At 71.6% G+C, this 21,553-nt stretch carries 16 protein-coding genes; 9 read left to right on the top strand and 7 right to left on the bottom strand.

Annotation, left to right across the window (positions count from 1 at the left end; translation table 11 throughout):
* Nucleotides 1-11: 11 nt before the first annotated feature.
* A complete protein-coding gene (locus ACGFRG_RS10700) occupies nucleotides 12-1,223 on the bottom strand; it encodes an ADP-ribosylglycohydrolase family protein (protein WP_361432773.1) in 1,212 nt (403 codons plus the stop codon).
* A complete protein-coding gene (locus ACGFRG_RS10705) occupies nucleotides 1,220-2,221 on the bottom strand; it encodes an ADP-ribosylglycohydrolase family protein (protein WP_361432776.1) in 1,002 nt (333 codons plus the stop codon). The genes ACGFRG_RS10700 and ACGFRG_RS10705 overlap by 4 nt, the downstream gene beginning before the upstream one ends.
* Before the next feature lie 242 nt (nucleotides 2,222-2,463).
* On the opposite strand from ACGFRG_RS10705, the gene ACGFRG_RS10710 reads away from it, so the two are divergent.
* From ACGFRG_RS10710 to ACGFRG_RS10720, 3 genes are all read left to right on the top strand, one after another.
* Nucleotides 2,464-3,195, top strand: a complete 732-nt coding sequence (locus ACGFRG_RS10710) for a VIT1/CCC1 transporter family protein (protein ID WP_361432778.1) — start codon at nucleotides 2,464-2,466, stop codon at nucleotides 3,193-3,195.
* Between the two features lie 414 nt (nucleotides 3,196-3,609).
* Nucleotides 3,610-8,175 carry a glutamate synthase large subunit gene (gene gltB, locus ACGFRG_RS10715; protein ID WP_393263103.1) on the top strand — a complete coding sequence of 1,522 codons (4,566 nt, stop codon included), beginning with the start codon at nucleotides 3,610-3,612 and terminating at the stop codon, nucleotides 8,173-8,175.
* Complete coding sequence (locus ACGFRG_RS10720; RefSeq protein WP_361432784.1) at nucleotides 8,168-9,628, top strand: glutamate synthase subunit beta; 1,461 nt, start codon at nucleotides 8,168-8,170, stop codon at nucleotides 9,626-9,628. Before gltB ends, ACGFRG_RS10720 begins: the two co-directional genes overlap by 8 nt.
* A 223-nt stretch (nucleotides 9,629-9,851) precedes the next feature.
* Here ACGFRG_RS10720 and ACGFRG_RS10725 read toward each other — a convergent pair whose 3' ends face one another.
* From ACGFRG_RS10725 to ACGFRG_RS10735, 3 genes are all read right to left on the bottom strand, one after another.
* Complete coding sequence (locus ACGFRG_RS10725) at nucleotides 9,852-10,556, bottom strand: family 16 glycoside hydrolase (RefSeq protein WP_361432786.1); 705 nt, start codon at nucleotides 10,554-10,556, stop codon at nucleotides 9,852-9,854.
* Nucleotides 10,553-11,713 carry a non-hydrolyzing UDP-N-acetylglucosamine 2-epimerase gene (wecB, locus tag ACGFRG_RS10730; protein WP_393263108.1) on the bottom strand — a complete coding sequence of 387 codons (1,161 nt, stop codon included), beginning with the start codon at nucleotides 11,711-11,713 and terminating at the stop codon, nucleotides 10,553-10,555. The genes ACGFRG_RS10725 and wecB overlap by 4 nt, the downstream gene beginning before the upstream one ends.
* A 113-nt stretch (nucleotides 11,714-11,826) precedes the next feature.
* Complete coding sequence (locus tag ACGFRG_RS10735; RefSeq protein WP_393263110.1) at nucleotides 11,827-13,071, bottom strand: glycosyltransferase family 2 protein; 1,245 nt, start codon at nucleotides 13,069-13,071, stop codon at nucleotides 11,827-11,829.
* A 507-nt stretch (nucleotides 13,072-13,578) separates the two neighbouring features.
* On the opposite strand from ACGFRG_RS10735, the gene ACGFRG_RS10740 reads away from it, so the two are divergent.
* The 5 genes from ACGFRG_RS10740 (at nucleotide 13,579) to ACGFRG_RS10760 (ending at nucleotide 18,411) form a co-directional block, all read left to right on the top strand.
* Complete coding sequence (locus tag ACGFRG_RS10740) at nucleotides 13,579-15,405, top strand: DUF2334 domain-containing protein (RefSeq protein ID WP_393263112.1); 1,827 nt, start codon at nucleotides 13,579-13,581, stop codon at nucleotides 15,403-15,405.
* Complete coding sequence (locus ACGFRG_RS10745; RefSeq protein ID WP_393263114.1) at nucleotides 15,402-16,484, top strand: glycoside hydrolase family 113; 1,083 nt, start codon at nucleotides 15,402-15,404, stop codon at nucleotides 16,482-16,484. Before ACGFRG_RS10740 ends, ACGFRG_RS10745 begins: the two co-directional genes overlap by 4 nt.
* 62 nt (nucleotides 16,485-16,546) lie before the next feature.
* Entirely contained in the window at nucleotides 16,547-16,765 is a 219-nt protein-coding gene (locus ACGFRG_RS10750) for a hypothetical protein (protein ID WP_393263116.1), read from the top strand.
* Between the two features lie 14 nt (nucleotides 16,766-16,779).
* Nucleotides 16,780-17,883 (top strand): hypothetical protein, encoded by a 1,104-nt coding sequence (locus ACGFRG_RS10755; RefSeq protein WP_393263118.1) that lies wholly within the window; start codon nucleotides 16,780-16,782, stop codon nucleotides 17,881-17,883.
* A gap of 18 nt (nucleotides 17,884-17,901) precedes the next feature.
* On the top strand, nucleotides 17,902-18,411 hold the full coding sequence (locus ACGFRG_RS10760; protein ID WP_361432804.1) for a pyridoxamine 5'-phosphate oxidase family protein: 510 nt from the start codon (nucleotides 17,902-17,904) through the stop codon (nucleotides 18,409-18,411).
* Between the two features lie 95 nt (nucleotides 18,412-18,506).
* Here the strand turns inward: ACGFRG_RS10760 and ACGFRG_RS10765 are convergent, their stop codons facing one another.
* Together ACGFRG_RS10765 and ACGFRG_RS10770 are read right to left on the bottom strand one after the other, a co-directional pair.
* The gene (locus ACGFRG_RS10765) at nucleotides 18,507-19,496 is read right to left on the bottom strand and encodes an acyl-CoA dehydrogenase family protein (RefSeq protein WP_393263120.1); all 990 of its coding nucleotides are present in this window, start codon (nucleotides 19,494-19,496) and stop codon (nucleotides 18,507-18,509) included.
* Entirely contained in the window at nucleotides 19,496-20,641 is a 1,146-nt protein-coding gene (locus ACGFRG_RS10770; protein ID WP_393263122.1) for an acyl-CoA dehydrogenase family protein, read from the bottom strand. Before ACGFRG_RS10770 ends, ACGFRG_RS10765 begins: the two co-directional genes overlap by 1 nt.
* A 78-nt stretch (nucleotides 20,642-20,719) precedes the next feature.
* On the opposite strand from ACGFRG_RS10770, the gene ACGFRG_RS10775 reads away from it, so the two are divergent.
* Nucleotides 20,720-21,541, top strand: a complete 822-nt coding sequence (locus tag ACGFRG_RS10775) for an SDR family oxidoreductase (protein WP_393263124.1) — start codon at nucleotides 20,720-20,722, stop codon at nucleotides 21,539-21,541.
* Nucleotides 21,542-21,553 lie beyond the last annotated feature (12 nt).

Genomic DNA, 21,553 nt, shown 5'->3' on the forward strand with positions numbered 1-21,553 from the left:
TGGCGCAAAGGTCAGCCGCCCGGGTGGTGGCGCAGCGTGTCGGCGAGGAGTCCGGCGAGCTCCACGAGGTCGGTACCGGCCAGCCGGGGCAGGGCGCAGCCGGACAGGGTGCGGCAGGCGTCCCGCCAGGGCGCGGGGATCGCGGCGCCGCCGCCGAGCGCGCCGGTGAGCGCCCCGGCGAGCGCGGGCGCCGAGTCCGCGACCCGGGACAGGCAGGCCGCGGCCGGGACCGCGCTCGACACCGTGCCGCGCGAGGCGAGGGTGAGGGCGAGCGCGACGGGGACGGTCTCGGCTGCGGCGATCCCGTAGCTGTAGACATGGTCGACGATCTGATGCTCAAGCAGCGGTACGAGGGCGAACGCGCCCGCCGTGTCGTCGGCGAAGTCGTGCGCGAGCTTGACGGCGAGTTCGGCGTTGCGGGCGATCTCGGTGTCGGGCGGGAGCTCGGCGAGGGCGGCGTCGACGGCGGCCTCGGCGGTGGCCCCGCCGAGCGCCGCCGCGACGGCCGCCGCCACGGCCCGCGCGCCGTGCACCCCGTCGCCGTCCTGGGTGTAGCGGGCGTCGAACTCGGCGAGCTCGGCGGCGGCCCTGGGCGCCCCCGGGTGGACCACGGCGAGCACGGCCGCCCGTACGCAGGCGGCGTCGTCGAAGTAGTGCGGGTTGTCGTGGCCGGTGGCGGGCGGCCGCAGGCCGGTGACGAGGTTGCCGAGTCCGGCCCGTACGGAGATACGGGCGCGCAGCGGCAGTACGGCCGACTCGACCTCGGGGGCGCGGGCGGCGGCCGCCGCGACCTCGGCGGCCAGCAGGTTCCAGGCCCGGTCGACGGCGGCGCGGACGCGGCGGGCCGGGGCGAGGTGGGCGAGCAGCGGCTCGGCGGCGGTAAGGACGGACTCGGCGGCGAACGCGGCCCACTCCGCGTCGTCGGAGGGGCCCAGGCGCAGCGGTTCGGGGGGCTGGTTGAGGGCGATGGGGACGGGCAGGGTGGTGGTGGCGTTCTGCTCGGCGAAGGTGTCGAGCTCGCGGGTGAGCCGTCGGGTCCAGTCGGGCATCCGGGCGGCCCGGTGCCGCGCGGCGGGCCAGCCCGCGGCGTCGCCCGCGGCGAGGCCCAGGAGGAGGCCCTCGATCCGGATCCGGGTGGCGTCCCCCCGGACCGGCCGCGCAACCGGTGTGCGCCCGCCCCCACCTGAACCCTCGTCATCCATGTCCGTATCCATGTCCGTCATGTACCGCTCTCCTCCTCCGCGTCCGGCGTCAGCAGATCCGCGATGTCCAGGACGTGGTAGCCGCGCATCTCGGGCAGGCAGCTGCCGCGGACCGGGCCGATCGTGGCGGACCAGGCGGCGGGGATCGACGCGGTGCCGCCGAACGCGCCGGACAGGGCGCCCGCCACCGCCGCCGTGGTGTCCGCGTCGCGGCCCATGTTCACGGCCGTCAGGACCGAGTCCGTGAAGTCGCCCCGGGCCGTGGCGAAGGCGCCGAACGCCAGCGCCACCGCCTCGGGGGCCAGATCCGTCCAGGGGTAGCCGCCGATCACCACGGCCGAGCGGACCGCCCGTTCGCCCTGGTCGGCCACCGCCACCGCGCGCCGCAGCGAGCGCGCGGTCCAGGAGTCCAGCGGGATCACCGAGAGGGCCGCCGCGATCACCGCGTCCAGGCCGGCGCCCGCCATCGCCGCGGCCACGCCCGCCGCCACCGCCTGGCCGCCGTAGATGCCCTCGCCCTCGTGGCTGACGCAGCCGTCGATCGCCACCAGCCGCGCCGCCTCCCGCGGCCGCCCCGCCGCGAACACCCCGAAGGGGGCCGCCCGCATCGCAAGTCCGTCGCTCCAGGCGTGGCGGTGCTGGGCGGAGATCGGGGCGGCGAGTCCCCGGCGCAGGTTCTCCAGGGTGCCCCGCTCGCTGAAGCCCGCGCCCCGGAACGGGCCCTCGTCCCGGTCCGCGATCCAGTCGTGCCAGGCGTGTTCGACGTGCTGGACGGTGAGCGCCGAGCCGTGCCGGGCGAGCAGGAGGCCGGAGAAGATGGCGTACTCCGTGTCGTCCGTACCGGCCGGGTCGTCGCTCACGAAGCCCTCGATGCGGCCCCAGCGGCGGCGGATCTCCGACGGTTTCATGTTCTCGGCGGGGGAGCCCAGCGCGTCCCCGACGGCGAGGCCCAGCAGCGCGCCCCTGGCTCGCTCGCGGATGGCCTCGACTGTTCCCGGGCCGCTGGCGATCAACTCCATGGGAGGGCCTTTCGCTCGCCTGATCCTTCGCTTGATCTCTGCCACGGCGAACGATCGGGGAGTCCTTGTGTCACCCGCCCGCCACATCTGTGCAGCAGTGGGCACGGATGAGCGAAAACCCGCTCTGACCTGGGTAAGTACGGCCTGCCTTGCTAGCGCGGGGCTTACATCGAGCGTAATTTCGACTCTGTCGAGGGGTGCGGGAGACACGAGGGCCCGCTGCTTAACGCAAGGGGAGAGCTGTGTCCATCATCGATACGACGGCGACGCTGCACGAGGCGCACCGGGACAACCACACGCACCGGGACGTCAACGGCGGCTGGCTGCGCCCCGCCGTCTTCGGCGCGATGGACGGGCTCGTCTCCAACCTGGCGCTGATGACCGGTGTCGCGGGCGGCGCCGTCTCGCACAACACCCTCGTCATCACCGGGCTCACGGGCCTGGCCGCCGGCGCCTTCTCGATGGCCGCCGGCGAGTACACCTCGGTCGCCTCGCAGCGCGAGCTCGTCGAGGCCGAACTCGACGTCGAGCGGCAGCAGTTGCTGGGGCACCCGGTGGACGAGATGGAGGAGCTGGCCGAGCTGTACGTGTCGCGCGGCGTCGAGCCCGCGCTCGCCCGCGAGGTCGCCATGCAGCTTTCCCGCGACCCCGAGCAGGCCCTTGAGATACACGCCCGCGAGGAGCTCGGCATCGACCCGGACGACCTGCCGTCGCCGCTCGTCGCCGCCGTCTCGTCGTTCGGCTCGTTCGCGCTGGGCGCGATCCTGCCCGTACTGCCGTATCTGCTCGGCGCGACCGCGCTGTGGCCCGCCGTGCTGCTCGCGCTGATCGGTCTCTTCGGCTGCGGCGCCGTGGTCGCCAAGGTCACCGCGCGCTCGTGGTGGTTCAGCGGGCTGCGCCAGCTGGCCCTCGGCGGCGCGGCCGCCGCCGTCACCTTCGGCCTCGGCTCGCTCTTCGGCACGGCGGTGGGCTGACCCGCCGATGTGACTCCCCCGACCTCCCGAGAGGCCCGCCCGGCGGCACCGTGAACCCCGCCCGGCGGGTCTTTTGCGTCCGTGTGAACGGCGTGTGACCTACCTCCCTGCGCGGAATCCCGGTAACCCCCGTAGAATGGGGGAGTATGCAGGACCCCACATAAGTAATCGTTACTCGGCGGTTTCGCATCCTCGATGGCCGGGCATAGGCCGTACACACTCCGCCGCCGTAGGCAATGAAGCCTGCTCTGGGATGCGCGGTGAAGCGCCGCGAGAGTGTCCGCGTGTCCGCATGCTGGAATGGAACTATCCGGTTCGCGAGATCCGCTCCATCATGTAACCTGCACGAAATTTCGCAGAGGGCCAACGTCGTCCCTCGGCAATCTCTATGCCACGACGACGACGGGAGAGCCCATGCGTTCCGACGCCTGGTCGCCCATGGACGGTCGACCCGCCCCGCAGGGGATGTACGACCCCCGTAACGAACACGACGCCTGCGGTGTCGGGTTCGTGGCCACCCTCACCGGTGAGGCCAGCCATGAGCTGGTCGAGCAGGCGCTGACCGTACTGCGCAATCTCGAACACCGCGGTGCCACCGGCTCCGAGCCGGACTCCGGTGACGGCGCCGGCATCCTGCTCCAGGTGCCGGACGCGTTCCTGCGCGAGGTCACCTCCTTCGAGCTGCCCGAGGCCGGTGCGTACGCGGTCGGCATCGCCTTCCTGCCCGTCGAGGGGCACGACGCGGACACCGCCGCCGTCTCGAAGATCGAGACGATCGCGGCCGAGGAGGGCCTGGACGTCCTCGGCTGGCGCGAGGTCCCCGTCACCCCCGAACTGCTCGGCAACGGCGCCCGCGCCACCATGCCCGCCTTCCGTCAGCTCTTCGTCGCCGACGGTGCCGGCACCGGCATCGCGCTCGACCGCAAGGCGTTCGTGCTGCGCAAGCGCGCCGAGCGCGAGGCGGGGGTGTACTTCCCCTCGCTCTCCGCCCGGACGATCGTCTACAAGGGCATGCTCACCACCGGGCAGCTGGAGCCGTTCTTCCCGGACCTCTCCGACCGCCGGTTCGCCACCGCCGTCGCGCTGGTCCACTCGCGTTTCTCGACGAACACGTTCCCGAGCTGGCCGCTGGCCCACCCGTACCGCTTCGTCGCGCACAACGGCGAGATCAACACGGTCAAGGGCAACCGCAACTGGATGGTCGCCCGTGAGTCGCAGCTCGCCAGCGGGCTGCTCGGCGGCGACCTGGCGCGGATCTTCCCGGTCTGCACGCCGGACGCCTCCGACTCCGCCTCCTTCGACGAGGTCCTTGAGCTGCTGCACCTCGGCGGCCGTTCGCTTCCGCACAGCGTCCTGATGATGGTTCCCGAGGCGTGGGAGAACCACGACTCGATGGACCCGGCCCGGCGCGCCTTCTACCAGTACCACTCCACGATGATGGAGCCCTGGGACGGCCCGGCCTGTGTCACCTTCACCGACGGCGTCCAGGTCGGCGCGGTTCTCGACCGCAACGGTCTGCGCCCCGGCCGGTACTGGGTCACCGACGACGGCCTCGTCGTGCTCTCCTCCGAGGTCGGCGTGCTCGACATCGACCCCGCCAAGGTCGTCCGCAAGGGCCGCCTCCAGCCCGGCAAGATGTTCCTCGTCGACACCGCCGAGCACCGCATCATCGAGGACGACGAGATCAAGGCGGGCCTCGCCGCCGAGAACCCGTACAAGGAGTGGCTGGAAGCCGGCGAGATCGAGCTGGAGGACCTGCCCGAGCGCGAGCACATCGTGCACACGCACGCCTCGGTCACCCGCCGCCAGCAGACCTTCGGCTACACCGAGGAAGAGCTCCGCGTCATCCTCGCGCCGATGGCCCGCACCGCCGGCGAGCCGCTGGGCTCGATGGGCACGGACTCCCCGATCGCCGCCCTCTCCGAGCGCCCCCGGCTGCTCTTCGACTACTTCACCCAGCTGTTCGCGCAGGTCACCAACCCGCCGCTGGACGCCATCCGCGAGGAGCTCGTCACCTCGCTGCGCTCCTCGCTGGGCCCGCAGGGCAATCTGCTCGACCCGACCGCCGCGTCCTGCCGCTCCGTCACGCTGCCCTTCCCGGTCATCGACAACGACGAGCTGGCCAAGCTGATACACATCAACGCCGACGGCGACATGCCGGGCATGAAGGCCGCCACGCTCTCCGGCCTCTACCGCGTCTCCGGCGGCGGCACGGCGCTCGCCGCCCGGATCGAGGCGATCTGCGCCGAGGCCGACGCGGCCATCGAGGACGGCGCCCGCCTGATCGTCCTGTCCGACCGGCACTCCGACGCCGAGCACGCGCCGATCCCGTCGCTGCTGCTCACCGCCGCCGTCCACCACCACCTCATCCGTACGAAGCAGCGCACCCAGGTGGGCCTGCTCGTCGAGGCGGGCGACGTGCGCGAGGTGCACCATGTGGCGCTGCTGATCGGCTACGGAGCCGCGGCCGTCAACCCGTACCTGGCGATGGAGACCGTCGAGGACCTGGTCCGCGCGGGCACCTTCATCGAGGGCTTCGAGCCCGAGCAGGCCATCCGCAACCTGATCCACGCGCTCGGCAAGGGCGTCCTGAAGGTCATGTCCAAGATGGGCATCTCCACGGTCGCCTCCTACCGCGGCGCCCAGGTCTTCGAGGCCGTCGGCCTCGACGAGGCCTTCGTCGAGAAGTACTTCAACGGTACGGCGACGAAGATCGGCGGCGCCGGTCTCGACGTCATCGCCACCGAGGTCGCCGCCCGGCACGCCAAGGCGTACCCCGCCTCCGGCGTCCCCTCGGCGCACCGCGCGCTGGAGATCGGCGGCGAGTACCAGTGGCGCCGCGAGGGCGAGCCGCACCTGTTCGACCCGGAGACGGTCTTCCGCCTGCAGCACGCCACCCGCAGCCGCCGGTACGACATCTTCAAGAAGTACACCGAGCGCGTGAACGAGCAGTCCGAGCGCCTGATGACGCTGCGCGGCCTGTTCGGCTTCTCCTGTGACCGCCCCTCGATCCCCCTCGACGAGGTCGAGCCGGTCTCCGAGATCGTCAAGCGCTTCTCCACCGGCGCCATGTCGTACGGCTCGATCTCACGCGAGGCGCACGAGACGCTGGCCATCGCGATGAACCAGCTCGGCGGCAAGTCGAACACCGGTGAGGGCGGCGAGGACCCGGACCGCCTCTACGACCCGGCGCGCCGCTCGTCCATCAAGCAGGTCGCCTCCGGCCGCTTCGGTGTGACCTCGGAGTATCTGGTCAACGCGGACGACATCCAGATCAAGATGGCCCAGGGCGCCAAGCCCGGCGAGGGCGGCCAGCTGCCCGGCCACAAGGTCTACCCGTGGGTCGCCAAGACCCGGCACTCCACCCCGGGTGTCGGTCTGATCTCCCCGCCGCCGCACCACGACATCTACTCCATCGAGGATCTGGCCCAGCTGATCCACGACCTCAAGAACGCCAACCCGGCCGCGCGCATCCATGTGAAGCTCGTGTCCGAGGTCGGCGTCGGCACGGTCGCCGCCGGTGTCTCCAAGGCGCACGCGGACGTCGTCCTCATCTCCGGCCACGACGGCGGCACCGGCGCCTCCCCGCTCACCTCGCTCAAGCACGCGGGCGGCCCCTGGGAGCTCGGCCTCGCCGAGACCCAGCAGACCCTGCTGCTCAACGGTCTGCGCGACCGGATCGTGGTGCAGACCGACGGCCAGCTCAAGACCGGCCGCGACGTGGTCATCGCGGCGCTGCTCGGCGCCGAGGAGTTCGGTTTCGCCACCGCTCCGCTGGTCGTCTCGGGCTGCGTGATGATGCGCGTCTGCCACCTGGACACCTGCCCGGTCGGCATCGCCACCCAGAACCCGGTCCTGCGCGACCGCTTCTCCGGCAAGCCCGAGTTCGTCGTCAACTTCTTCGAGTTCATCGCCGAAGAGGTCCGGGAGCTGCTGGCCGAGCTCGGTTTCCGCAGCATCGAGGAGGCCGTCGGCCACGCCGAGCTCCTGGACACCGGCCGGGCCGTGCGGCACTGGAAGGCGCAGGGCCTCGACCTGGACGCGCTCTTCCACGTGCCCGAGCTGCCCGAGGGCGCGGTGCGCCACGCGGTGATCGCCCAGGACCACGGTCTGCAGAAGGCGCTCGACAACGAGCTCATCGAGCTCGCCGCCGACGCCCTGGGCGCGGCCACCGCCGAGGACGCCCAGCCGGTCCGCGCGCAGGTCGCGATCCGCAACATCAACCGGACCGTCGGCACCATGCTCGGCCACGAGGTGACGAAGAAGTTCGGCGGCGCGGGTCTGCCCGACGACACCGTCGACATCACCTTCACCGGCTCGGCCGGCCAGTCCTTCGGCGCCTTCCTGCCGCGCGGTGTCACCCTGCGCCTGGAGGGCGACGCCAACGACTACGTCGGCAAGGGCCTCTCCGGCGGCCGCGTGATCGTCCGCCCCGACCGGGGCGCCGACCACCTCGCCGAGTACTCCACGATCGCGGGCAACACCATCGCGTACGGCGCGACCGGCGGCGAGCTGTTCCTGCGCGGCCGCACCGGCGAGCGGTTCTGCGTCCGCAACTCCGGCGCCCTGGTGGTCTCGGAGGGCGTGGGCGACCACGGCTGCGAGTACATGACCGGCGGACACGCGGTGGTCCTGGGCGAGACCGGGCGCAACTTCGCGGCCGGTATGTCCGGCGGTATCGCGTACGTGATCGACCTCGACCCGAACCACGTCAACTCCGGCAACCTGGCGGCCGTCGAGCCGCTGTCGCCGGCCGACGGGCAGTGGCTGCACGACGTCGTGCGCCGCCACCACGAGGAGACCGGCTCCACGGTCGCCGAGAAGCTGCTCGCCGACTGGGACGCCGCGCTGCCCCGGTTCAGCAAGATCATCCCGTCCACGTACAAGGCAGTGCTCGCCGCCAAGGAAGCCGCTGAGCTCGCCGGTCTCTCCGAGCAGGAGACCACCGAGAAGATGATGGAGGCGGCGACCAATGGCTGACCCCAAGGGCTTTTTGACCACGGGCCGCGAGGTCGCGAAGACCCGCCCCGTGGCCGAGCGCGTCAAGGACTGGAACGAGGTCTACGTTCCCGGTTCGCTGCTGCCGATCATCAGCAAGCAGGCCGGGCGCTGCATGGACTGCGGCATCCCGTTCTGCCACAACGGCTGTCCGCTGGGCAACCTCATCCCCGAGTGGAACGACTACGCCTACCGCGAGGACTGGTCGGCGGCGCAGGAGCGGCTGCACGCCACCAACAACTTCCCGGAGTTCACCGGGCGGCTGTGCCCGGCGCCCTGCGAGTCGGCGTGCGTGCTCGGTATCAACCAGCCCGCCGTCACCATCAAGAACGTCGAAGTCTCGATCATCGACAAGGCGTGGGACACGGGCGACGTCAGGCCGCAGGCGCCCGAGCGCCTGTCCGGCAAGACCGTCGCGGTGATCGGTTCGGGCCCGGCGGGCCTGGCCGCCGCCCAGCAGCTGACCCGGGCGGGCCACACGGTCGCGGTGTACGAGCGCGCCGACCGCATCGGCGGGCTGCTTCGCTACGGCATCCCCGAGTTCAAGATGGAGAAGGTGCACATCAACCGGCGCATCGAGCAGATGCGCGCGGAGGGCACCAAGTTCCGCACCGAGGTCGAGATCGGCGTCGACATCGACGCGGCGAAGCTGCGTCGGCGCTACGACGCGGTGGTCATCGCGGCCGGCGCCACCGTCTCCCGCGACCTGCCGGTCCCCGGCCGCGAGCTGAACGGCGTCCACTTCGCGATGGAGTACCTGCCGCTGGCGAACAAGGTGCAGGAGGGCGACTTCGTGGCCCCGCCGATCACCGCCGAGGGCAAGCACGTCGTCGTGATCGGCGGCGGTGACACGGGCGCGGACTGCGTGGGCACCGCCCACCGCCAGGGCGCGGCCTCCGTCACCCAGCTGGAGATCATGCCGAAGCCGGGCGAGGAGCGGAACCCGGGCCAGCCGTGGCCGACCTTCCCCATGCTCTACAAGGTCACCTCGGCCCACGAGGAGGGCGGCGAGCGCGTCTACTCGGTCTCGACCACCCACTTCGAGGGCGACGAGGACGGCAACGTCCAGTTCCTGCACCTCGTCGAGGTCGAGTTCGTCGACGGCAAGCTGACCCAGAAGCCGGGCACCGAGCGGAGGATCCCCGCGCAGCTGGTCACCCTGGCGATGGGCTTCACCGGCACCGACCAGGCCAACGGTCTGGTCCAGCAGTTCGGCCTTGAGCTCGACGAGCGCGGCAACGTCGCCCGCGACGCCGACTTCGCGACCAACGTCGACGGCGTCTTCGTCGCCGGTGACGCGGGCCGCGGCCAGTCCTTGATCGTCTGGGCGATCGCGGAGGGCCGTTCGGCGGCACGGGGTGTGGACAGGTACCTTACGGGTGCGAGCGAATTGCCGGCCCCGATCCGTCCGACCGACCGGGCCCTGACCGTCTGATCCGCTCACCAAGATCGTTCCGTACAACGGTGTACGGGCTGCGTAGGTTCGGGGCTCACCCCTCGATCCCCGTAGCGCGGCGCCTGCCCCACTGTCCCCGACCGGACGACTGGGTGGGCGCCGCGGCACGTCTCGCTCCGCGGGGGCCTGGTGTTTGTCTGCGGGCCGGTGGGGGCTGGTCGCGCAGTTCCCCGCGCCCCTGTAAGGGCCCGGAAACGTAGCCTCAGCGCACCTTCAGCTGGCTGAACTCCACGCTTGCGTCCTCCGTGTACGCCCCCACCGCCCCCCGTAGATAGGGGCGTTCTATGTCCGTGAAGTCGGCCAGGCCCGCTGTGTTCACCGCTACCTGGAGGCGGGCGCCGTGTTGGATCACCGCCACCGAGTACCACTTGCCGACCGGGAACGGCTGTTGGCCGGTCGCCAGGAAGCGTTGGCCGCCGGGGTAGGCGGGGTCGCGCTTGCCGAGCTCCCAGCCGTTGGGCTTGAGGGTGATGTAGTAGAAGTGCTCCGGGTCGCTGTATCCCCACACCAGCCAGGCCACTTCCCAGCTGTTGGGCGTCGGCGTGCGCAACTGGCGCACCGTGCGCATCCTGGCCTCGTACTGGACATCGCCGTACGAGGCCAGGCTCACCACCAGGCCCGCGTGTGTCGCGCCGGGGTCGGTGGCCTGCTCCGGGGCGAGCCGGAGGCCGTGGTCGTCCCCGGTGTTGACGCCGTGGCCGTTGAACACGGACTGCCACTGGCCGTGCGTGGTGCCGTCGGCCCAAGGCTCTTGTGATCCGGGGCTGTTGCCGGCGGCGCACCGGCTGAGCCCGAAGGCACCGGCCGCGATCAGAGCTGCGGCCAGTGCCAGGGCGGTGGCTCTGCGCCGCCGGCTCCCGGGTTCGCCCGGCAGGACCGGGCGCCGAAGACGCGGAGCTGTCGTCATGCCGTCGAGTATGGACCCGGTTCCGTGGAGACGGCGGGGACATCGGCCGCGAAGTCCTCGGAGAGCTGGGTGAGGATCCGCTCGGTCGCCCGGCCGTCGCCGAACGGGTTGCCCGCGCCCGCCATCCGCGCGTACGCGGCCGGGTCGTCCAGGAGCGCGGCCGTGGCGGCCACGATCGCGTCCGGGTCGGTGCCCACCAGCCGGGCGGCCCCGGCCTCCACGGCCTCCGGCCGCTCGGTCGTGGTCCGCAGGACGAGGGCGGGCTTGCCCAGGCTCGGGGCCTCCTCCTGGATGCCGCCGGAGTCGGTCAGGACCAGGTCGCAGCCCGCGAGCGTGGCGGTGAAGTCCGGGTAGTCCAGCGGCTCCACGAGATGGATGCCCTCCTGGCGGGCCAGCGGCAGCAGCGCGTCCCGCACCGCCGGGCTCTTGTGCAGCGGCAGCACGATCTCCACGTCCCCGCGCTCCGCGAGCCGGCACAGCGCCCGGCCCATGCCGCGCATCCGTTCGCCCTGGTTCTCCCTGCGGTGCAGGGTGACCAGGACGCGCCGGCGGGTGGTGTGGAAGGCGCAGCTGCCGAGCCCTTCGGCCAGTACCCACTGGAGGTTGTCGACGACGGTGTTGCCGGTGGTGAGGATCTGCTCGGCCGCGATGCCCTCGGCGGCGAGGTGGCGTGCGGCACGTTCGGTCGGGGCGAAGTGCCAGCGGGCCATGCGCCCGATCAGGCAGCGGTTGAGCTCCTCGGGGAACGGGTTGTCCGGGACGCCGGTGCGCAGCCCGGCCTCGACATGGGCGACCGGGATCCGTTCGTAGAACGCGCAGAGCGCACCGGTCAGCGCGGTCGTGGTGTCCCCCTGGACGATGACGACATCGGGCCGCTGCGCACGCAGCAGAGTGCCGAGACCCTTCACCAGACGGGCCGTCAGATCGGACAGCTGCTGACGGTTGCGCATGACGTCGAGCGTGAAGCCGACCTCGACCCGGAGCAGGTCGAGCATCTGGTGCAGCATCTCGCGGTGCTGGCCGGTGGTCACCACGACCGGCTCGAACTGCGGGTCGCTCTCCAACGCCCGGGCGAGCGGCGCCAGTTTGATCGCCTCGGGCCGGGTACCGAGCACCAGCATGGCGCGGACGGGCGCGTTGGACGCAAATGTGGACACAAGTCCCCCCTAGGACATGGTCGGACAGGAGAAGACAGGAGAAGAGAGGAAGAGGAGGGCGGCGGGGGCGCGGAGCGGGCGGCCCCCGCCGCCGGTCGCGGAAGACCGCCGCCTTACGTACGGGCGGTCTTGAGCCAGGTGCGCTTGCCGGTCACCATCCGCCACATCCCCCACCAGCCCGCGGCGAACCAGATGTAGCCGTACAGGACGAAGACATGGGCGACCAGCACGGATCGCACGAGTCCGAGGTCCCGCTCCCGCTTGGCGTAGACGAGTCCGTACGCGTACGCGGCGGTGAAGGAGAGCAGATACGGGCCGAGCAGCCACATCGGTGAGATCAGCGACCGGCCCGCCTCGACGGAGGCGAGGGCGGTGCCGCCGACGGCCACCAGGAAGGAGAGCGGCAGCAGCGAGGTGAGCAGGATGAGCACCGGGCTGGAGAGGTGGTAGAGCAGATCGAGCGCGGCCCGGTTCGTGGGGACCTCCCGCAGGATGAGCGGGACGAGTCCGGCCGACTGCAAGTGGCCCTGGAACCAGCGGGATCGCTGCCGGACCAGGCGCCTGACGTCGAGGACGGCCTGCTGGGAGACCGAGGCCGTGGTGCAGTGCTGGGTCTTCCAGCCCTTGGCGATCAGCCGCACCCCGAGGTCCAGGTCCTCGGTGAGGCTGTCGCTCCAGGGGCCGCCGGGGCCGAAGGTGTTCAGCGCCGAGAGCCGCATGAACTGGCCGTTGCCGCCCATGCCGACGCTTCCGATGAACCGGCGCGCGCTCTGGAAGACATCGCCGTAGACGACGAACTCCATGTCCTGGAGCCGGGCAAGGAGGCCCTTGCCGCGGTTGTACATCCGTACGCAGATCTGGGTGGCGCCCGTGCGGGGGTCGTCGAAGAACGGGTCGACGGCCTGGACCACATGGGCGTCGAGCCGTCCGTCCGCGTCGACGACACAGAGGATGACGTCGGCCGGGTCGTGCTCCGCGAGCAGACCGGACTCGGTCAGATGGCGCACTCCGTCGTTGAGGGCGGCGCCTTTGCCGCGCCGTGCGTCGGGCAGTTCGCGCCGGTGCAGCAGGACCCGGTCGCCCGCGGCCAGCGCGATCTCGGACGTACGGTCGTCCGAGGCGTCGTCGATGACCAGGGCCAGGAAATTCCCGGCGGGGAGTTGGGTGATCCGCGCCAGGCTCTCCGCCAGCACCTGCTCTTCGTTGAGACAGGCGAGGAGGAATATGTAGAGCCGCTCTTTGCGCGGCCCTTTCCTGTGGGGCGCCCTGCGCCTGGAGAGAAGAAAGAGGCCGGTGTTGTAGCAGCCCGCCATCAGGATGATGGAAATGCTGGACCACAGGAGCAGGTCAACGATCATATCTGCCCCTGGTCGCCGGGGTGCGGTAGCGCTTTCGTTCCGATGCGCCGGCGCATTCGAATTCTGATCGATATGAGCACGAAGGCGGTGAGGCAGTAGAGAACGAAGCCCGCTCCCGCGGTGGCCTGCAGAGCTTTGGCCAAAGGTAGGCCGGGTATCGCCTCTGGTGCCGCTGCCATGCCCGCTAAAGGCAGCACTGTGCCCAGGGCAGGCTTTCCATACATGGGTCCCCCCCCATTTTTCCCGCACGCGTCTCCGCATGCGGTGGTGAACGTAGCAGATCCACCTGTGGGTGCGAGGCCGAAGTTAAAAGTTCACGGACGGCGCGTCGGGGCGTGTCACATAAAGCTGTGAATGACCCGGACTCTATTGACAGCCTTTACAGCCGGACTGAAGAATCGTGGGTCTCATTCGACCATGATCCTAGGCCGCGGATTCCCGGGCCCGGGCTCCTGGCCTGCCTCTGAATGGCAAGAGGCAAGAGGGGGGAAAGAAAACATGAAATCCTTGAGAAGAACGTCCCAAGGGCGCCGTCGGGGGCGGCGCCCGCTCTCCGTGGTGTTCCTGCTGATCGCCGCGCTCCTGGGCACCGCCGTCGCGGCCTCCGCGGCCGCGACCGACACCCCGCCGCCCGGCGCCGCGAGCGTCGCACCGGTGGCGAACGTCAACCGGGCGAGCCTCGCCGGCTGGGCGAGGACCCACCTCGCGAAGGACCAGGCACGCCGCGCGGCGCCGCACGGCCTGCTCTCCCCGGTGACGGGCCTGCTCGACACGGTGACCTCCACCGTCGGCAAACTCCTCGCCCAGACACCCGACTCCACGTCCACGCTGGTGCTCTACGACACCGCGGGCCCCTACGGCTACCTCGGCGAGCTGTACGCCATGGCGGCCGCGAACCTCGGCGGTCACTTCGGCACCGTCACCGCCAAGCCCGTCCAGCAGTACACCCCGGGCATGCTCGGCCAGTACACGGCGGCCGTCTACCTCGGCTCCACGTACTACGGCGGCGATCTGCCGGACGCCGTGCCCGCCGCCTTCTACCAGGACGTACTGGCCGCCACCAAGCCGGTGATCTGGGTCGGCGACAACATCTGGAACATGGGGAACGCCGTCGGCGTACCGCAGTTCACCCAGAAGTACGGCTGGGACCCGACCACGTCCTACTTCGCGGACGCGAGCGGTTCCATCGGCAACGTCACCCAGGTCACCTACGGCGGCCAGGCCCTCACCCGGAAGATCCCGGCCGGCCAGGACGGCGGCGTCCTGCGCCCGAACGTCCTCACCGGCGCGGGATACCCGCCGGTCACCACGGTCGCCACGGCACTGGACTCGGCGAGCGGGGCGACCTTCCCGTGGGCGGTGCGCTCGGCGAACCTCACCTACGTCGGTGAGATCCCGTTCAGCTACGTCTCCGAGAGCGACCGCGTGATCGCCTTCGAGGACATGCTCTTCGACGCCCTGGCCCCCGCCACCGCCACCCGGCACCGGGCGATGATGCGCCTGGAGGACATCAGCCCCGAATCCGACCCCACCCAGCTGCGGTCGATGGCGGACTACCTCTTCTCGCAGCACATCCCGTACGGCATCAACGTCATCCCCGTCTACACCGACCCCAACGGCGTCTACAACGGCGGCACCCCGCAGACCGAGACGCTGGCGCAGAAGCCGCAGGTCGTCAGCGCGCTCAACTACATGCTGGCGCGTGGCGCGGTGCTGATGGAGCACGGCTACACGCACCAGTACAGCAACGTCAACAACCCGTACACCGGGGTGACGGGCGACGACTTCGAGTTCTACCGGGCGCACATCGACTCGGCGAACAACGTCGTGTACGACGGGCCGGTGGCCGAGGACTCCACCCTCTGGGCGCAGTCCCGGGTCACCGCGGGGCTCGCCGCGTTCGCCGCGGCCGGGCTGCCGCGCCCCCAGCTGTGGACCACGCCGCACTACGCCGCGTCGGCCACGGACTACCGCGTCTTCAGCCAGAACTACTCGGCGCGGCTGGAACGTTCGCTGTACTTCGCCGGGACACTCAGCGGTGGTACGGCGGACCCGAACCGGTTCATCGGCCAGTTCTTCCCGTACGTCGTCAACGATGTGTACGGGACGAAGGTGCTTCCCGAGGATCTGGGGAACTATGAACCCGTGGCACTCAACAACCATCCGCCGCGGCTCCCCGCGGACCTCGTCGCGTCCGCCAAGGCCAACCTCGCGGTCCGGGACGGCATCGCGAGCTTCTTCTACCACCCCTACTATCCGCTCCAGCCGCTGAAGGACACGGTCGACGGCATCAAGGCCCTCGGCTACACCTTCGTCAGCCCCGCGGCGCTGTGATCAGGACCGGAACCAAGGCGGTCGCGGCCATCGCCGCGGCCGCCGCCCTGCTGCTCGCGGGCTGCTCGGGCGGCGGCGGTGGTGGTGGTTCGGACGACGGTCCCAGCCGGTCGGGCCCGAACCCGAGCGGGTCCGGGGGCGACGACGGGCGGGTGCGCGGCATGACCCTGCCGTCCTGGTCGGTGGACGACTACGCCAGCTCGCGCGCCCCGGCGTATCTGCGGGACATCGCGAGCACCGGCGCGCGCTGGGTCGTTTTCACGCCAACCTGGTACCAGCGGACCACCAAGGACTCCGAGCAGCATCCCACCGAGGAGACCGCGAGCGACGCGAGCCTGCGCCGGATCACGGACCTGGCGCACAAGGCCGGGCTCAAGGTCATGCTCAAGCCGCATGTGGACCTGGTGGACGGCACCGACCGGGCGGAGATCCGCCCCGCCGACCGGGCGGCCTGGTTCGCCTCGTACGAGAAGTTCATCACCCACTACGCGACCCTGGCGCAGGACACCGGCATCGAGCGCTTGTCGGTGGGCACCGAACTGGCGGGCGTGTCGGGCGACTTGGCGGCCTGGCGCAAGGTGATCACAGCGGTGCGCGCGCGGTACAAGAAGCCGCTCACCTACGCGGCCAACTACGACGAGTACGCCAAGATCCCCTTCTGGCCGGAGCTCGACGTCATCGGTATCGACGCCTACTGGCCGCTCGCCTCCAAGGCGACCACGGACCCGGCGGCGCTGAGCCGCGCCTGGCAGCCGATCGTGGGGGAGCTGGCCGCGTTCTCCGGCCGTCAGCACCGCAAGATCCTCTTCACCGAGGCGGGCTACACCAGCCAGCGCGGCACCGCCACGGCCCCGTACTCCTGGACGGTGAGCAAGAAGGACGGTTCGGACGAACAGGCCGCCGCCTACCGGGCGTTGCTGGACACCTTCGCGGGCCGCGACTGGTGGGCCGGGGTCTGCTGGTGGATGTGGGACGACTGGCCGGACAGCGGCGAGACCCCGGCGAAGCTCGCCTACACCCCGCACGGCAAACCGGCCGAGCAGGTGCTGAGGGAGCGGTGGACCAAGCCTATTGACTAAAAGTCAAATCCCCTCCACTCTCGGGACCGGGCCGCTGCCGCTCGAAGTCACCGGGAGGTTCCGTGAGCACACAAGCGCTGTCACGACTGGGTACGGAGCTCGGCTCGCCCCCGCCGGAGGGGGTGCGGGGGCTGGCGGACGATCAGGTCACGCTGCTGGCCGACGCGTTGCGGGGCGAGCGGGCGGCGAGGGCCGCCGGTCTCGAAGAGGCGGCTGAGGAAGCGCTGAAACTCGTCCCCGCCCTCGCCCGTGGCCCCGTCCGCCGCATCCTCTTCAAGTGAGCGGGCGGGAGTCCATGAACAAGCTGCCGGCCCGCGCCGAGACCGAGAAGATCGCCCGCCTGCTCGACCGGGACCCGGGCGAGTTCGCGTTCCTCGCGGAACTCCCCGCCGACGACGTACGGCGGCTGCGCGAGCTGACCGTCGCCGCGCTCTTCGACAACGCCCCCGACATGCTCGACCGGATCGCCCGAGCCACCAAACTGGTACCGGCCGGGGTCGCCGCGGCCATCTCGCAGAAGGCGCTCGGGCCGCGCCTCGCCGCGGCCGTCGCGGGCAGGCTGGAGCCGTCGCGCGCCGCCGACATCATCGACAAGCTGCCCGTCGCCTTCACCGCCGAGTCCTGCGCGCATCTGGACCCGCGCCGCATCCCGTCAATCGTCGCCGGTCTCGACGAGGGCCTGCTGGTCCGCGTCTCGGTGGCGCTGGCCGAACGCGGCGACCACCTCACCATGGGCCGCTTCGTGGCCCATCTGCCCGACTCCGTACTGGACCGGGTCCTGCCACAGGTGAGCGACGAGGTGGTACTGAGGACGGGTTACGCGCTCGACTCACCGCAACACCTGCCCCACATCGTCGAGTTGATGGGCGACGACCGCCTGGAGCGGGTGGTGGCGTCGGCGGCGGACGGGCTCTGGCCCGAGGCGCTGGCGATCGCGTCGTCGGTCACCGGCGAGCAGCGCATCCGCATCGCGACGCTGGCGGCGCACAGGCCACCGGACCAACTGGACTCTCTGGTACGGACGGTGGCCGACCAGGACCTGTGGGAGGCGCTGCTGCCGCTGGTGGCGGTGCTGCCGGACGAGGACCGCCGGACGGTCGCGGCCCTGCCCGCGCTCAGCGACGCCGAGGTCCTGACGGGACTGGTCCCGGCGGTGGTCGCGACCGGCCTGTGGGCCCAGTTCCTGCCGCTGTTCGACCTCCTGCCCGAGGACTCCCGCAAGACGGTGGCGGACGCGGCGGGCACGCTGCCCGACGCGGACCTGGACGCGCTGGCCCGCGAGGTCGACAAGCGCGATCTGTGGGAGCTGGTGCTGCCGCTGGTGGAGCTGATGGACGACCCGGCGAAGGAGCGCATCCTCACGCTGCCGGCGTTCCAGGACCGGGCGGGTCAGCCGTAACTGCGGTTAGCTGGACGCATGGGATCACAGACATCGAGCTGGGCCGAGTTCGAGGCGGCCGAGCCGCGGTTCGCCGAGACCGTGCGTACCCGCTTCCTCCTGTACAAGCATCATGTCCTCGCCACGCTGCGGGCCGACGGCAGTCCGCGGGTCACCGGTCTGGAGGTCGAGATCCACTCCGGCGAACTGTGGCTCGGCATGATGCCGAACTCCCGCAAGGCCATCGACCTGCGCCGCGACCCCCGCTTCGCGGTCCAGGCGAACCCGGGGCCCGACGCGGAGATGGCCGACGGCGACGTCCGCGTCAGCGGCAGGGCGATCGAGATCACCGACCCGGCGGCGCTGGCCCGTTACGTGGAGGTGACGAAGCCCCCGGAGCCGTTCCACCTCTTCCGCGCGGAACTGACGGAGGTGGTCCGCACCGGGATCGAGAACGAGGAGGTGGTGATGCGCGCCTGGCGCCCCGGCGCGGCCCTGCGCACCATCCGCCGAGGCAACGGCACGGAGCCTGCGAGGGAGGATGCGTGAGGGGGAGGCGCGGCGCTCTCAACTTCGTTCGAGCAGGGGGGACCCCCACCGCACGGTCCGCAGCCCGAACACGCACCCTTCCAGCGGAGCGCCCCTCACCCCACGTGGTGCGCCAGCACATCCCCCCGGCACACCCGGGCGGAGCCCCACGCGTCCCGCAACGGCCGGGCCTTGCGCAGCCACAGCGACAGGTCGAGCTCCTGGGTGTACCCGACGGCCCCGTGCAGCTGAAGCGCCGCCCGGGCCGCCGAGTACACCGCCGACCCCGCCGCCACCTTCGCCCCCGCGACATCTCCGGGGGCGAGGGTGACCGCGGCCCCGTACAGCAGCGGCCGGGCGAACTCGACCGCGAGGAGCGTGTCGGCGAGCCGGTGCTTGACGGCCTGGAAGGACCCGACCGGGACACCGAACTGCGTCCGTTCCTTGACGTACGCGACCGTCCGCCGCAGCAGTTCCTCCGCCACCCCGACCGCCTGCGCCGCCGCCGCGAGCCGCGCCCACAGCTCGGCGTGCCGAACGGCGTCCGCCAACCGGGGTCCACGGGCGAGGAGTTCACCTCCGGGGGAGGGGAGCGCGAGCCGCCGGGCCGGATCGGCGGACGGGCGGACCGGCCCGTGCCCCGGTGCGAGCCGCAGCTCGGCGTCCCGCACCACCAGCACCGCCCCCGCCGCGTCCGCGTCCAGCGCGTACGGCCCACCCCCCGGCAGGGAGAGCGTCGCCACCGCCTTCCCCGAGACGAGCCCCGGCAGCAGGCGCTCGGCCGGCCCGGTGGCGCCCAGTGCGGCGAGGCGCGCCAGGAGCGCGCTCGCCCCCGCGGTCTCCACCACGGGCCCGGGCGCGGCATGGCGGCCCAACTCCACGTAAGCCACCACCAGTTCGACCGGCCGTAGCCCCATCCCGTCGTACGCCTGCGGAGCGGCCAGCCCGAACACCCCCGCGTCGGCGAGCCGCGACCACAGCGCACGCCCCGGCCCGTGGTCCCCGGTGGACCAGGCGCGTACGACCGCCGGGGTGTCCGAGGCCGTCAGGAGCGCGTCCAGCGAGCGGGCGAACTCGCGCTGTTCGGCGGTGAGGAGGAACCTCATCAGCGACGTCCCTTCGGCAGCCCGAGCAGGCGCTCGGCGACGATGTCCCGCTGGATCTCGTTCGTCCCGGCGTAGATCGGCCCGGCGAGCGAGAACACGTACCCCTCGGCCCAGCCACCCCCGTCGTCCGCCAACTCGCCGTCCGGGCCGAGAACTTCGAGCGCCGTCTCGTGCAGCGCGATGTCGTACTCCGACCAGAACAGCTTGTTGAGGCTGGCCTCCGCGCCGATCCGCTCGCCCGCCGCGAAGCGGGACGCGTTGGCGTGGGTGAAGAGCTGGTAGGCGCGGGCGCCGACGACCGCGTCCGCCACCCGGTCCCGCAGGCCCGGGTCCGAGCCGTGCGCGCGCCACAGCCGCACGAGCCGGTCGGCGGCGGCCAGGAAGCGGCCGGGGGAGCGCAGGGTGAGGCCGCGTTCGTTGCCCGTGGTCGACATCGCGATGCGCCAGCCGTCGCCGGGCTCGCCGATGACGTCCTCGTCGGGCACGAACACCTCGTCCAGGAACAGCTCCGCGAAGGCGGGCCGCCCGTCGAGGCGGGCGATCGGGCGGACCGTCACACCGGGCGCCGCGAGGTCGAACATCAGGTAGGTCAGGCCCTGGTGGGGGCGGGGCGCCGCCGGGTCCGTACGGAAGATCCCGAACGCGCGGTCGGCGAACGCGGCCCGCGACGACCAGGTCTTCTGGCCCGAGAGCAGCCAGCCCCCGTCCGTGCGCGCCGCCCGCGACCGCAGCGCCGCCAGGTCGGATCCGGCCTCCGGTTCCGACCAGGCCTGCGCCCAGACCACCGCGCCGCTCGCCATGTCCGGCAGCACCCGGTCGCGCTGCTCGGGCGTCCCGTGGTCGAACAGCGTCGGTGCCAGCAGATTGATGCCGTTCTGGCCGACCCGGCCGGGCGCGCCCGCCGCGTAGTACTCCTCCTCGAACGCCAGCCATCCGTAGATGTCGGCGCCCCGGCCCCCGTACCGCTCGGGCCAGGAGACGACCGACCAGCGGTCGGCGGACAGCTCGGCCTCCCACGCCCGGTGCGCCGCGAAGCCCTCCTCGGTCTCCAGGGACGGCAGCGGCTCGGCCGGAACGTGCGCGGCGAGCCAGTCCCGCGCCTCGGCGCGCAACGCGTCCTCCTCGGCCGTGTGGTCCAGGTCCATGACGCGTCCCGCCCCTTCGCCCAGCGGCCGACCGACCGAAGCTTCCCTAACAAGTGTTTGGTAGGTTAGCCTGCCGACGTGACCGACAACAAGGTTCGGAACACCGGCGACAAGGTTCGGAACCAGGTTCCGTACGTGCCCGGGCACGGCCTCCTCGACGGCCGCACCGCCGTGGTCACCGCCGCCGCCGGGGCCGGGATCGGCGGCGCGACCGCCCGCAGATTCCTGGAGGAGGGCGCCCGGGTGCTGCTCGGCGACGCGCACGCCCGCCGCCTCAAGGAGACCGAGCAGGCCCTCGCGGCCGAGTTCGGCGCGGCCGCGGTGGCCGCGCTGCCCTGCGACGTCACCGACGAGACACAGGTGCGGGCCCTGTTCGACGAGGCCGTGCGCCTGCACGGCGGCCTCGACGTCGTCGTCAACAACGCGGGCCTGGGCGGCACGGCCGAGCTCGTCGACATGAGCGACGAGCAGTGGGACCGCGTCCTCGACGTCACCCTGGGCGGCACCTTCCGTTGCACCAGGGCGGCCCTGCGCGCGTTCCGCGACGCCGGACGCGGCGGCGTGATCGTCAACAACGCGTCCGTCGTCGGCTGGCGCGCCCAGGCCGGGCAGGCCCACTACGCCGCCGCCAAGGCGGGCGTCATGGCGCTCACCCGCTGCGCGGCGATCGAGGCGGCCGCGTACGGAGTACGGGTCAACGCGGTCGCGCCGTCGCTCGCCATGCACCCCCACCTGGCGAAGGTCGCCAGCGCCGAACTCCTTCAGGAGCTGACCGCCAAGGAGGCGTTCGGGCGGTACGCCGAGCCGTGGGAGGTGGCGAACGTGATCGTCTTCCTGGCCGGCGACTACTCCTCGTACCTGACGGGCGAAGTCGTCGCGGTCAGCAGCCAGCACCCCTGACGCCGCCCAGGA

The sequence above is a fragment of the Streptomyces sp. NPDC048696 genome (assembly GCF_043198895.1).
In the GTDB taxonomy this organism is placed as follows: Bacteria; Actinomycetota; Actinomycetes; order Streptomycetales; family Streptomycetaceae; genus Streptomyces.

What these genes read in the sequence shown, in the direction of transcription:
- ACGFRG_RS10700 (WP_361432773.1), bottom strand. Translation starts at nt 1,223, where the DNA reads ATGACGGACATGGATACGGACATGGATGACGAGGGTTCAGGTGGGGGC.
- ACGFRG_RS10705 (WP_361432776.1), bottom strand. Translation starts at nt 2,221, where the DNA reads ATGGAGTTGATCGCCAGCGGCCCGGGAACAGTCGAGGCCATCCGCGAG.
- gltB (WP_393263103.1), top strand. Translation starts at nt 3,610, where the DNA reads ATGCGTTCCGACGCCTGGTCGCCCATGGACGGTCGACCCGCCCCGCAG.
- ACGFRG_RS10720 (WP_361432784.1), top strand. Translation starts at nt 8,168, where the DNA reads ATGGCTGACCCCAAGGGCTTTTTGACCACGGGCCGCGAGGTCGCGAAG.
- ACGFRG_RS10725 (WP_361432786.1), bottom strand. Translation starts at nt 10,556, where the DNA reads ATGACGACAGCTCCGCGTCTTCGGCGCCCGGTCCTGCCGGGCGAACCC.
- ACGFRG_RS10735 (WP_393263110.1), bottom strand. Translation starts at nt 13,071, where the DNA reads ATGATCGTTGACCTGCTCCTGTGGTCCAGCATTTCCATCATCCTGATG.
- ACGFRG_RS10755 (WP_393263118.1), top strand. Translation starts at nt 16,780, where the DNA reads ATGAACAAGCTGCCGGCCCGCGCCGAGACCGAGAAGATCGCCCGCCTG.
- ACGFRG_RS10760 (WP_361432804.1), top strand. Translation starts at nt 17,902, where the DNA reads ATGGGATCACAGACATCGAGCTGGGCCGAGTTCGAGGCGGCCGAGCCG.
- ACGFRG_RS10765 (WP_393263120.1), bottom strand. Translation starts at nt 19,496, where the DNA reads ATGAGGTTCCTCCTCACCGCCGAACAGCGCGAGTTCGCCCGCTCGCTG.
- ACGFRG_RS10770 (WP_393263122.1), bottom strand. Translation starts at nt 20,641, where the DNA reads ATGGACCTGGACCACACGGCCGAGGAGGACGCGTTGCGCGCCGAGGCG.